Origin of the sequence: Actimicrobium sp. CCC2.4 (assembly GCF_034347385.1) — a bacterium.
Lineage (GTDB): Bacteria > Pseudomonadota > Gammaproteobacteria > Burkholderiales > Burkholderiaceae_D > Actimicrobium.
Genome location: NZ_CP133777.1, coordinates 1,255,316 through 1,267,602, shown reverse-complemented (window position 1 = coordinate 1,267,602; position 12,287 = coordinate 1,255,316). Strand labels below are relative to the sequence as shown.

At 60.6% G+C, this 12,287-nt stretch carries 11 protein-coding genes and 1 tRNA gene; 7 read left to right on the top strand and 5 right to left on the bottom strand.

Translation table 11 applies throughout. The features are described from left to right. Positions 1-38 precede the first annotated feature (38 nt). Positions 39-830, top strand: a complete 792-nt coding sequence (locus tag RHM62_RS05885) for a protein phosphatase CheZ (RefSeq protein ID WP_322124613.1) — start codon at positions 39-41, stop codon at positions 828-830. After that, positions 830-2,650 carry a chemotaxis protein CheA gene (locus RHM62_RS05880; protein WP_322124612.1) on the top strand — a complete coding sequence of 607 codons (1,821 nt, stop codon included), beginning with the start codon at positions 830-832 and terminating at the stop codon, positions 2,648-2,650. Before RHM62_RS05885 ends, RHM62_RS05880 begins: the two co-directional genes overlap by 1 nt. A gap of 76 nt (positions 2,651-2,726) precedes the next feature. Here RHM62_RS05880 and RHM62_RS05875 read toward each other — a convergent pair whose 3' ends face one another. Then, positions 2,727-3,557, bottom strand: a complete 831-nt coding sequence (locus RHM62_RS05875; RefSeq protein WP_322124611.1) for an Hsp20/alpha crystallin family protein — start codon at positions 3,555-3,557, stop codon at positions 2,727-2,729. A gap of 295 nt (positions 3,558-3,852) precedes the next feature. Here RHM62_RS05875 and RHM62_RS05870 point away from each other — a divergent pair, with 295 nt between their 5' ends. Next, positions 3,853-4,803 carry a glycosyltransferase gene (locus RHM62_RS05870; protein ID WP_322124610.1) on the top strand — a complete coding sequence of 317 codons (951 nt, stop codon included), beginning with the start codon at positions 3,853-3,855 and terminating at the stop codon, positions 4,801-4,803. A gap of 40 nt (positions 4,804-4,843) precedes the next feature. Continuing rightward, positions 4,844-5,785, top strand: a complete 942-nt coding sequence (gene tal / locus RHM62_RS05865) for a transaldolase (protein ID WP_322124609.1) — start codon at positions 4,844-4,846, stop codon at positions 5,783-5,785. Positions 5,786-5,799: 14 nt separating this feature from the next. Here the strand turns inward: tal and RHM62_RS05860 are convergent, their stop codons facing one another. Continuing rightward, positions 5,800-6,669 (bottom strand): hypothetical protein, encoded by an 870-nt coding sequence (locus RHM62_RS05860; RefSeq protein ID WP_322124608.1) that lies wholly within the window; start codon positions 6,667-6,669, stop codon positions 5,800-5,802. A gap of 207 nt (positions 6,670-6,876) precedes the next feature. On the opposite strand from RHM62_RS05860, the gene RHM62_RS05855 reads away from it, so the two are divergent. Beyond that, entirely contained in the window at positions 6,877-7,242 is a 366-nt protein-coding gene (locus tag RHM62_RS05855; protein WP_322124607.1) for a NirD/YgiW/YdeI family stress tolerance protein, read from the top strand. A 76-nt stretch (positions 7,243-7,318) separates the two neighbouring features. Here the strand turns inward: RHM62_RS05855 and RHM62_RS05850 are convergent. The 3 genes from RHM62_RS05850 to pepN all read right to left on the bottom strand — a co-directional run bounded on the left by RHM62_RS05850 (position 7,319) and on the right by pepN (position 11,185). Continuing rightward, a tRNA-Thr gene (locus tag RHM62_RS05850) sits at positions 7,319-7,394 on the bottom strand. Positions 7,395-7,513: 119 nt separating this feature from the next. Next, positions 7,514-8,515: a class 1 fructose-bisphosphatase gene (locus RHM62_RS05845; RefSeq protein ID WP_322124606.1), complete on the bottom strand. Its 1,002-nt coding sequence runs from the start codon at positions 8,513-8,515 to the stop codon at positions 7,514-7,516. Between the two features lie 21 nt (positions 8,516-8,536). Next, positions 8,537-11,185 (bottom strand): aminopeptidase N, encoded by a 2,649-nt coding sequence (pepN, locus tag RHM62_RS05840; RefSeq protein ID WP_322124605.1) that lies wholly within the window; start codon positions 11,183-11,185, stop codon positions 8,537-8,539. A gap of 61 nt (positions 11,186-11,246) precedes the next feature. On the opposite strand from pepN, the gene RHM62_RS05835 reads away from it, so the two are divergent. Both RHM62_RS05835 and RHM62_RS05830 read left to right on the top strand, forming a co-directional pair. Continuing rightward, on the top strand, positions 11,247-11,588 hold the full coding sequence (locus tag RHM62_RS05835; protein WP_322124604.1) for a hypothetical protein: 342 nt from the start codon (positions 11,247-11,249) through the stop codon (positions 11,586-11,588). A 71-nt stretch (positions 11,589-11,659) separates the two neighbouring features. Then, positions 11,660-12,283, top strand: a complete 624-nt coding sequence (locus tag RHM62_RS05830; RefSeq protein ID WP_322124603.1) for a DUF4136 domain-containing protein — start codon at positions 11,660-11,662, stop codon at positions 12,281-12,283. The last annotated feature ends 4 nt before the right edge of the window (positions 12,284-12,287 follow it).

Below are 12,287 nucleotides of genomic sequence, written 5' to 3'. Positions count from 1 at the left end.
AACGGCTCGACACACAACCAATCAGGGAAGTACCGGCCATGTCAGATGATTTCGATGCGCTGTTTGAAGAAGTAGCCGCACAACGGACCGCCACCCTTGCCGACCCGGAACCGGAAGCGACAACCGCACCGGCCACCACCGCGGCAAAGACCACGCAACAGCAGGAACAACAGCAGGAACAACAGCAGGAACAACAGCAGGAACACGAAGCCACACCCGCCAGAACTTCCGACAATCCGATGTTCGAACGCCTGGGCGGTATTGTCCGGCTGTTGCACGACTCGCTGCGTGAACTGGGCTATGACCGCACATTGCACGCTGCTACATCGCAGATCACCGATGCCCAGGACCGCCTCGAATACATCGCCACGCTGACCGAGCAGGCGGCTAACAAGGTCCTCAATACCATCGACGAAGGCATGCCGGCGCAAGACGCCCTGGCCAAGCAGGCCCGCGACATGGATAGCCGCTGGACCCAGCTGTACGACGGCAAGCTCAGCGTCGACGAATTCAAAGTGCTGGCTGCCGACTCGCGCAGCTTTGCCGGTACCGTCCTGACCAACACCGATACCGAAAAAGCCCGCCTGCTTGAAATCATGATGGCGCAGGACTTCCAGGACATCACCGGCCAGCTCATCAAGAAAATCGTCGTCATCACCCAGAAAGTCGAAATCGAGCTGGCGCAACTGCTGCGCGACAACGCGCCGCCGGAACTGCTCAAGGAACGCCGCGATGAAAAAGAAACCGACTTGATGCAAGGCCCGGCCATTGTCGGTGTCGCCATGCAGCAGGACGATGTCGATAGTCTTCTGGATGGATTGGGCTTCTGATGGAAGACATGCTGAAGGATTTCGTGATCGAGGCGCTGGAACTGGCGACCAACGTGGAAGAGCACCTGCTGACGCTGGAGCGACGGCCGAACGACAAGGAAACTCTGAACGCGGTCTTCCGGTCATTCCACACGATCAAGGGCGGTGCCGGATTCATGAGCCTGCCGGCGATGGTCTCGGCCTGCCACTTGACAGAAAATTTGTTTGACGCCTTGCGTACCGGTGCCGCACCGGTGACGCCACTGGCCATCGAGGCAGCGCTGCAAGCCAGCGGTTTCGTAGCCGACCAGCTCACTGAACTGGCTAATGGTGCGCGTCCCGAGAGCCTGTCAGCGATGCCCGCCGCACTCGAAAATATCCTGACCCAGGCCATTGAAGGCAAAGCCATGGCCGACGTTGCACCGGTTGCGCCCCTGGTTGCAGTCACGGCGGCCGCTGCCATCGCCGTCGCGGCGACCACCAGTAATGGCGCGCTGGACTGGGAAGCGCTCTACGCCGCCGTCGTGCCCGGTGCTGCACCGGTCGTCGCAGCCGTGCATGTTCCTGCCGTCGCCGCGGTCGCCATGGCGGCCGCTGCCGCTGCCATCGCCACTACCGCCGCACCGGCTGCCGGCGAAAAGCCGATGGTAGCCTCGATCAAGGAAGACAGCATTCGCGTCGATGCCGTCAAGCTCGATGCACTGCTTGAAGTGGCCGGCGAATCGGTGCAGGCAGCCAATCAAGCCAGCGTGCTGCTGGAAAAACTCCAGCAATTCAAGTTCGATGGTGCCGCCGCCGCGCTGATGGTCAGCCTGACCGAAACCCTCAATCGCGCGTCGCGCTATTCGACCGAACTGCAACGCGCGACGTTGTCGACGCGGATGCAGCCGGTCGGTCGCCTGTTCCAGAAATTCCCGCGCCTGGTGCGCGAACTGGCCAAGGATCTCGGCAAGGATGTCGAACTGGTCATCGAAGGCGCCGAGACCGAAGTCGACCGCGTCGTGGTCGACAGCCTCTACGACCCGCTGGTCCACATGCTGCGCAATGCGCTCGATCACGGCATCGAAAGTGCCGTCGACCGGGCCGCACTCGGCAAGCCGTCGCGCGCCATCATTTCGCTGAAAGCCTGGCAGGAAGCCAACAGCGTCATGATCGTACTGGGCGACGACGGCAAGGGACTCAATGCGGCCGAACTGCGTCGTAAGGCGGTCTCGAAGGGCCTCATCAGCGACAGCGCCGCGCACACCGATCAGGAAGCTTATCAATTGGTGTTTCTGCCTGGCTTCTCGACCAAAGAGGTGGCGTCCAGCGTATCGGGTCGTGGCGTCGGCATGGATGTCGTCAAGACTGCCGTCGAAAAACATCGCGGTGCCATCAGCATCGATTCGGCACTCGGCGGTGGTACAAGGTTCTCGATCCGCCTGCCGATCGAGTTGTCCATCGTGCCGACCATGCTGGTCCGTACCGCCGACGCCGCACTGGCAATGCCGATGGCAGTCGTGCAGCGGGTCGTCGAGTTACCCGAAACCTACATGGAAGTCGGTGGTGCGCCGGTCCTGCGTGACCAGGGACAACCGCTGCCGGTGCGTTCGCTGGCCGCCATCCTCGGCTATACGCCAGGTCCGGAGCGCGTCGGCATCGTCATCGCGGCACCGAGCCCGTACATTCTCGCCGTCGAAAAAGTCGAAGGCACGGCCGAGATGGTCATCAAGCCACTGACTGCGCTGTCGGTGCAGGGCATCACTGGCACGGCCCGCTCGGCCGAAGGCGAACTGGTACTTGTGGTCGGTCTGTCGTTTCTGCTCGATGGCTGCAAGATGGGCGGCAGGCTCGCAGCCTGATTGACGTCCGGCATGGCGCGACACGGGTGTGGTGATGCACCTGTGTCGCACCATGCGATCAATACAGTTCGCCGCGTCAGGCTTTCACTTCGGAACGCGGCGCAGCGCCGGCGTTCTGGCGCTGCGGTTGCGGTGCTTGCGACTGCCCTTGCGGCTGTTCACGGCGTGACGCCGACTGCTCTCCCTTTTGCTCCCTCTGCCCGTCCTCGCCAGCCTCGCTGATCTCCAGCCGCACGCCGTGCTGGCGGGCATGCAGCGGCACGACGATCTCCAGCACGCCATCGCGCATGCTGGCGCGGGCCGATTGCGGATCGACTCCTTCGGGCAGCGGAATCGAGCGCGAAAAACGGCCTTGCATCCGCTCGGTACGATGATAGCCATCGACTTGCCGGCTACTCTCCGCATGCCGTTCGCCTTCGATCGTCAACTTGTCTTCGTGCATCTGCAAGTGCACATCGTCACGCGTTAATCCAGGCAAATCGGCACAGATGACGATCTCGTTGCCGCGATGCGAGACATCGACAGTCGGTGTCCAGTGCGGCGTTGCCGGCAGCGACCGCTGGCCGGTGCCGGCCAATGGTCCCTGCATCAGCCGGCTGGCATACTGATCCATGTCCTCGGTCAATTTGCGCATCATCACGAGCGGCTCTTCCCAGGCATTGAATACATTCGGCAACCACTGCCGGGGTGAGGCAAAGGATTTTTGCAGCATGCTGGCTTCCTGTTCCAGCATGCGCACCGGCATCTGCCCGAACGCCGTCGATAGCTGCGACAGCAACTGTGCCGGTTGCGTCCACGCTTGCGCAAGCGGCGTTGGCATGGTGCCGGAAGGGGATGTCCCCGAAGACGGTGATCGTGACTGACCGGCCTCGCTACTAAATTGCATCGAACCGTTTTGCTCTGTCATGTTGCTCTCCAAAATAAAAAGAAATGAACGAAAGTGCCGCGGATGGCTGCTTGCAAAGGTGATGGCCAGCTCCATCGATGCCATCAATGGAAAGCATCAATCACGCGAAGTGCCGACTCAATTCACCGTCGTTGGTGTCACGAGAATGCAAGCAAAACGAAGTGTGCTGCTTGTAAGCGACACAGTGCGGACTAGGTGCACAAGGATTGCGCCAGCACAAACAAAACTACCACCGCCGCTCTAAGCTCCCGCAGTCACTTACGGCACAGCCCCGTTTTCCGAAAGCGAATCCCGCATGCGTCCACTGCGCATCCTCACCTGGCAGGCACACGGCAACTACCTGCATGCGCTTAGCCAGCTGCCGCACCAGTTCTATCTGATGACCGACCGGGATAGTCCCGGCCACGGCTGGCCATCACGCAGCAACATCCGTCCACTACCGGCCAGCAAGGCCAATGCAGGGCAGTTCGACTGCATCCTGTTTCACCGTCGGGAACACTATCTGGACGAGCAACATCGCTATCTGACAGAGGCACAGCGACGCCTGCCACGCATCTATGTCGAACATGCCGCGCCCGGCAAGCACGCCGGCGGCAGGCGCCATCCGGTCGACGATCCGGACGTGCTGCTGGTGCATGTGACTGCCTACAACGCTCTGATGTGGGATAACGGCCAGCAAACCATCCGTATCATCGACCAGGGCGTGATGCCCTCACCCGGTAGCGAATACGGTGGCGACCGTCCCTGCGGCGTGATGCTTGGCAACACCCTCTGGTCGCATTCCAGCCGGCGTTCCGGTAATGATATTTACCGGCGGCTATGCCAGCGCATCCCCCTGGAAGTCATCCCCACGCGCTGCCGGGCTTTTGCCGGAGACGATTACCCGCTATGTCGACTGCCGGCCTCGGCAACGCGCTATCGCTTCCTGTTCCATCCCGGGCACGACCACACTCTGGATCCCGGCGTCATTGCCGGCATGATGAGTGGCATGCCGGTCATCGGTCTGGCCACCGGCGCGATGGCCAGCGTGATCCAGAACGGCATATCGGGTTACGTCGACACCGATATCGACAAACTCGCGGCCCACATGCAGGAACTGCTGGACAACCCGCCCTATGCCTTTGCACTCGGACGCGGTGCGCAACGACGCGCCCGCGAATGTTTCGGGATGCCGCGCTTTCTGGCCGACTGGAATGCCGCGCTGGACTCCGTGACCGACTTGCGGGCTAAGCCCTGCACGGACTGAGTACAATAGAAAACTTGTCGACCACTCATTGATTGCGCTCATGAACCAACTCGAACAACTCAAGCAATTCACCACCATCGTCGCCGACACCGGCGATTTTCAGAGTATCGCCAGCTTCGCGCCGCAGGACGCCACGACTAACCCGTCGCTGATCCTGAAAGCAGTTCAAAAAGACACCTACCGCCACCTGCTCGAGCAGGCCGTGCGCGATCACGCCGACAAGTCCACTGCCGGCATCGTCGACCATCTGCTGGTGGCATTCGGCGGCGAAATCCTCAAGCTCATTCCCGGGCGCGTCTCGACCGAAACCGATGCCCGCCTGTCGTTCGACACCCCCGGCATCGTTGCCAAGGGCCGTCACCTGATCGCCTTGTATGAAGCCGCCGGCATCCCGCGCGAGCGCGTGCTCATCAAGATCGCCTCGACCTGGGAAGGCATACGCGCCGCCGACATCCTCGAACGCGACCAGATCCGCTGCAATATGACGCTCTTGTTTTCGCTGCCGCAAGCCATCGCTTGTGCCGATGCGGGCGCACGGTTGATCTCGCCATTCGTCGGACGCATCTACGACTGGTACAAGAAATCCACCGGGCTGGAATACAGCGGCGCCGACGATCCGGGCGTGCAGTCGGTCAAGCGCATCTACAACTACTATCGCAAGTTCGGCTATGCCACTGAAGTGATGGGGGCGAGCTTTCGGAACACGTCACAGATCCTCGAACTGGCGGGTTGCGATCTGCTGACGATCAGCCCGGAACTGCTGCAAAAGCTGGCCGACAGCAGCGCCACCGTCGAACGCCAGCTCAGCCCGGCACTGGCCCAAGCGGCCGACCTGCACCAGCTCACGCTCGATGAAAACGCCTTCCGTCTGATGTGCAACGACGATGCGATGGCCACCGAGAAACTGGCCGAAGGCATCCGTGCGTTCTGCGCGGATTCGGTCAAGCTCGATGGCATGGTCGAGGCCTTGCGCAACGCCTGACCGGCCGGCAGTCCTCAGGGCTTGCTGAACTTCAGGATAAAGTCATCCTTCGGCTGCAGCGGCTCCGGGGTATTGCGATCGCGCGGATCGGCCGGATTGCGCAGAAAACCGGCTTCGGCCACGAAGACAAACCCGGCCGCTTCGATTTCGCGACGCAGGAATTGCTCATCAATCCTGTGCAAGGTGCCGGCTTCGGAAATTCCGGTGCCGGCACGTCCGGCATGGTCAGCAATCACATAGGTCCCACCCGGTTTGAGCGCCGTGAACACGGCCCGGTTCATCGCTGCGCGATCGACGCCCATATGGCCGAGATCGTGATAATTGAACATCAGCGTGACCAGATCAAGTTGCTGTCCGGCCGCAGCAGGAACCGGATTCTCGAAGGGCTGCACCACAGCCATCAGATTGCCCAGCCCCGCTTTTCTGGCACGTTCGGCCAGCGCGACCGGTGACGGCACCGACGCAGGCCGGGGTGCACTGACGACCACCGGTGCGCTGCCGCCTTCAGGCGCGGCCGGTGCGACTGCGGCAGGATTGCGTGGCGCACTCTGGCCATAGACCCGACCCGCCGGACCCACTGCGCGCGCCAGCAACTCCGAGGTATAGCCACCGCCGGCACTGAGGTCCAGCGCCATCATGCCGGGATGGATCGCCAGAAATTCCAGCAGTTGCGCCGGCTTGCGGCGTGCATCATTGGTTCGATCGGCATCACTGCGATCCGGGCCGGCGACCAAGCTTGCGATCTGCTCTGCAGACAAGGCCGGTGTGGTGCGCGCTACCGGCGCGGTGCCGGCACATCCCGACAAGGTCAGGACCGCAGCGCAAAAGAGGATGGCAGTGCGGCGCGCGGCGGTGTTCGCGGAGCTCGGTGCGGATCGATACATGGGTTTCTCCCGGGTGAAGTGATGGCCAATGTAACGCAGATTTCCGCGCTCGTTTTTGCGGACCGTGCGGCAGTCTTCCCCCGCAACCTACCTCTAGTAGAGCGGTAAATTATTACTACCGACAGGTAGTGCGATACTAGTCCGCATCACCCCTGTCGATGACAACGACAATCCATCCATGCCTCACGCCAGGAGAACCTCCCGCCCATGTCCCACTTCAACGCCCGCAGCCTGATCCTCGCCACCGTCCTCGCCATCGGCATCCCGACCGCCGTCCAGGCCCAGTATGTCGGTCCCTCCAGCCAGAAAGTCACCGTGACCGTTGCGGACATCCTGAAGAATCCGGTCGACGACCAGGAAGTGATGCTGCGTGGCGTGCTGCTGAAAAAAATCAGCAAGGAAAAATATATTTTTTCCGACGGGAAAAACGAAATCCGCGTCGAGATCGACGATCGCGATTTCCCGACCCAGGCCATCGATGAAACCACCCGCATCGAAATTCGCGGCGAAGTCGAAAAGGATTTCATGGAGTCGCCGGAAATCGACGTGAAGATGATCAGCATCTTGCGCTAGCAACCCGCGCACGACGGGCAACAAAAAAGGGTTATCCGCCTGAGCGGATAACCCTTTTTGTTTTCCTGCCAATTCTTGGTGCTGATGAGGCGAATCGAACACCCGACCTACTGATTACGAATCAGTTGCTCTACCAACTGAGCTACATCAGCGAAGTGTCGTATTCTAGCAAAGTTTCACTGCGAAATACCAGCCCACTTTGCATTTACCCGGCGAACCACGGAGGAATCCCTTCATCCAGGGTTCGCACCGGACCAATTACTGCTTGTACTTACTCCTTGTGATACGCGGTCACCCGCTCGACTTCATTCTTCGACCCCAGGAATACCGGCACCCGCTGATGCAGTTTTTCCGGCTGGATATCGAGGATGCGGCCGTGGCCGTCGGTGGCGGCACCGCCGGCTTGCTCGACGATGAAGGCCATCGGATTGGCTTCGTACATCAGGCGTAATTTACCCGGCTTGCTCGGATCACGCACATCGGCCGGATACATGAAGATACCGCCGCGGCACAGGATGCGATGCACGTCGGCGACCATCGAGGCGATCCAGCGCATGTTGAAATCCGCTTCGCGCGGGCCGCTGGTGCCGGCCAGCATTTCATTGACGTAGCGCGTGACCGGCGGATGCCAGTGGCGGGCGTTCGAGGCGTTGATCGCGTATTCGCGGGTATCGGCCGGGATCTGGATATTGCTCTGTGTGAGTACCCATGAACCCATCTCGCGATCGAGCGTGAAACAGTTGACGCCATTGCCGGTGGTCAGCACCAGCACGGTCTGCGGACCATACACGGCGTAACCGGCGGCGACTTGCTGCGCGCCCGGTTGCAGGAAATCCTGCTCGGTCGGTGCGGCCATGCCGTCGGGTGCTTTCAGCACAGAAAAAATCGTGCCGATCGAAACGTTCACGTCGATGTTGCTCGAGCCATCGAGCGGGTCGAACAGCAGCATGTACTCGCCCATCGGATAGCGGTTCGGAATCAGGTGGATGGTTTCCATTTCTTCGGATGCCATCGCGGCCAGATGACCACCCCACTCGTTGGCTTCGAGCAGGATTTCATTGCTGATGATGTCGAGCTTTTTTTGTACTTCGCCCTGTACGTTTTCGATGTTGGCGCTACCGAGCACATCGCCCAGCGCGCCCTTGCCGACTGCGTGGCTGATGGTCTTGCAGGCGCGTGCGACGACTTCGATCAGCAGCCGCAATTCGGCCGGGATAGTGTTGTGGTTGCGTTGCTCTTCAACCAGGTGCTGGGTCAGGCTGATACGTTTCATGATGGTCTCTTTGCTTTCGGTTCAGTTGGCAAGTGCCTTGTTGATCACTTCCATTACATCGGTCGAGAGAGCTGCCGAGCCGGCAACCTGCTTGAGTGCTTGCTGCATCAGTGGCTGGCGTGCCGGGGCAAATTTGCGCCACCGGTCGAGCGAACGCGCAAGGCGGGCCGCGACTTGCGGATTGATGCCATTGAGCGCGATGACCTGCTCGGCCCAGAACGCATAGCCGCTGCCATCACTGGCATGGAATTGCGCCGGATTGCCATTGCAAAAACTGAACACCAGGCTGCGTGCGCGGTTCGGATTTTTCAGGGTAAAGGCCGGGTGCTGCATCAGGGCGCGAACCGCAGCGACATCGGTGCCACGCGCCATCGCCTGCAGCGTGAACCACTTGTCGATAACCAGCGGATCGGCTTCGAACTCCTGATAGAAACCGGCCAGTGCCGCATCCCGCCCTGGTGCGCCGGTATTGATCAGCACCGCCAGCGCCGCCAGCCGGTCGGTCATGTTGCCGGCGGCGTCGTATTGCGTTTGCGCCAGTGCATGGACCGCGGCATCGTCGAGTTCCGCCAACAGCGACAGCGCGACATTCTTCAACGCGCGCTTGCCCGACGAGATCGCATCGGGCTGGTAGGCACCCGGCGTCAGGTTGTCGGCATAGGCGGCTTCGAGGTCGGTGCGCAAAGTCGTTGCCAGCGCCACGCGCAAGGCTTGACGCGCGCGATGGATGGCTTGCGGGTCAATCACGGCCAGCGCTTCGGCAATCATGGTTTCGGAGGGCAGCGTCAGGATCACTTCGCGAAACGAGGCACCGAGCTCGCGGTCGTTGAGCGTGGCGCGCAAGGCCTCGGCCAGCAAGCTGTCGGCGTTGGCGGCGCTATCGCTGACCAGTGCCAGCAAGCGGCGCGTCGCCAGTCGCTGGCCGGCTTCCCAGCGATTGAAGGCATCGCTGTCGTGGGCCATCAGGAAGGCCAGTTCGTCATCGCTGTAATCGACGCTCAGCACCACCGGTGCTGAGAAATCACGCAGTATCGATGGCACCGGTTGCTCCGTCACGCCGGTAAAAATGAAAGTCTGTTCCGCCTCGGTAAGTTCGAGCACGACGGTATGCTGCGGCGTCGTGCTGACGGCCGCACTGCCCTGCAAGAGCAGCGTCATGTCGTCGCCCTTGCTGTTTAGCAGGCCAACCGCCACCGGAATATGGAACGGCAGCTTGTCGGGCTGGCCGGGCGTGGCAGCGCAGTGCTGGGCCAGCGTGATCGCATAGGTGCCGGCGGCCGCATCGTAGCGGGTGCTGACGCTGACTTGCGGCGTGCCTGCCTGGCTGTACCAGCGCTCGAACTGGCTCAGGTCGCGTCCGTTGGCATCGACCATCGCGGCACGGAAATCATTGCAGGTGACGGCCTGGCCATCGTGCCGCTCGAAGTACAGGTCCATGCCTTTGCGGAAGCCGTCGCGACCGAACAGGGTCTGGTACATGCGGACCACTTCAGCACCCTTTTCGTAGATCGTGACGGTATAGAAATTGTTGATCTCGAGATACGAATCAGGCCGCACCGAGTGCGCCATCGGACCGGCATCTTCCGGAAACTGGGCCTGCCGCAACACGCGCACATCCTCGATGCGCTTGACCGCACGACCCGATTCGGAGCCAACCAGATCGGCCGAAAATTCCTGGTCACGGAAGACCGTCAGGCCTTCCTTGAGCGAGAGCTGGAACCAGTCGCGGCAAGTCACGCGGTTGCCGGTCCAGTTATGAAAATATTCATGGCCGACCACTGATTCGATGTTGGCGTAATCGACATCGGTCGCGATGCGCGGATTGGCCAGCACGAACTTGGTGTTGAAGACGTTGAGGCCCTTGTTCTCCATTGCACCCATGTTGAAGTCGCCGACGGCGACGATCATGAAGCGGTCCAGATCCAGCTCCAGCCCGAAGCGCTCTTCGTCCCAGGTAATGCTGTTCTTCAGCGAATCCATCGCGTGCTGGGTCTTGTCGAGGTTGCCGGGTTCGACCCAGACTTGCAGCAGGACGTCGCGACCCGACTTGAGCCGCATGGTTTCTTCCTGGCAGACCAGCTTGCCGGCCACCAGCGCAAACAGATAGGAAGGTTTCTTGAACGGGTCTTCCCACAGCGCAAAATGGCGGCCATCGTCGAGGTCGCCCTGATCGATCAGGTTGCCATTCGACAGCAGCACCGGATAGGCAGCCTTGTCGGCGCGCAGCGTCACGGTGTATTTGGCCATCACGTCGGGACGATCAGGGAAGTAGGTAATCTTGCGGAAGCCTTCTGCTTCGCACTGGGTAAAGAAATTGCCGCTCGAAACGTACAGGCCCATCAGCGAGGTATTGTGCTGCGGCGCGAGGGCGGTCTCGATCTCGAGCGTGGCCTGGTCCGGCGCGTTGGCGATGCGCAGCGTGCCATCGAGGAGCTGGTAAGCCTGCTCGTCGAGTCGCTTGCCGTTCATGCTGATATTGACCAGCTTCAGTTCATCGCCGGATAGGGTAATCGTGTGGTCGTCACTGGCAACATTGCGGGTAAGCTGGATGCGGGTGGTGACGCGCGTCTCGACTGGATCGAGATCGAACCCCATGTCGACGGTATCGACAAAATAAGCGGGCGGTGTGTACTGCTCGCGAAAGATGGTGGGGGGATTTTCAGTACGCATGGGATGGTAATCTTCTCGACGTTTAACGCAACGTGGCATTTTACAAGGATCGGAGCCAGGCATGAGAATTGTGTCAACAGGTTTGCTGTGCGCTTTAGTGTTGTTGACCGCAGCGTGCACAAAAGAGCAGCAGAACAAGATCAGCCGGTCAGTACAAAACTGGACCGGCACCAACGGCGTGCTGGAGTTCTATGCCGGCGACAAGCTGGTGCGTCGCTTCATTGGTATCGACAAGATCACCACCGCGATGGGCACCGATGACAACAAGCCGCGCGCCTATCGCTTCGGCTATGGCGTGCTCGATGAAAACCTGAACATGATCGCCGACCCCGGCGAGAAAAAAGTGTATTTCGAGATCAGTGATTTCGGCTCGAATTACATTTTTTTCGAGAACCCGCGCTAACCGTGGCGAGCGCTGCAGGCAGCATTTCCCAAAACGCGCTAGCCTGATCGCCATTGTCCAAGGAGATCACTATGAAACGCCTCACCCTGCCCCTGCTGGCAGTGCTGCTCGTGATGCTGGCCGGTTGTGCCAGCACCGTGCGCAGCAATGTCACCGTCTTCAGTGACTGGCCAGCCGATCTGCCCAACCGCACCTATGTCTTCGAACGCACTCGGGCCCAGGACAAGGACCTCGAATACCTGACCTATGAAAACCTCGTGCGCAATGACGTGCGCCGGCTTGGCCTGAACGAAGCCGAAACCGGCACCGGCAACGCGCCTAGCCTGAAGATCACGCTGTCCTATAACGTCGATGTGGTCGATGTCCGCACCGTGCAACCGGTCTACGGCGATCCGTTCTTTTATGGCGGCGGATTTTATTCGCGACGCCATTTCGGCTTTGGCTACGATCCGTTTTTCCGCGGACCACCGGTCATCGATTACCAGGAACGCATCTACCAACTCCATCGCCGGCAACTACACGTGCTGATCGCGCGCCATGCCGATGGCAAGAGTCTGTACGACGTGCGCGTCAACAGCCAGGGCGAGAATCCGTCGCTGCCCGCCGTGATGCCGTACATGGTGCACAGCGCCTTCGCCGACTTTCCGGGCAAAAATGGCATGGCACGCACCATCGACCTGAAGATGGCGCAGTGACGTA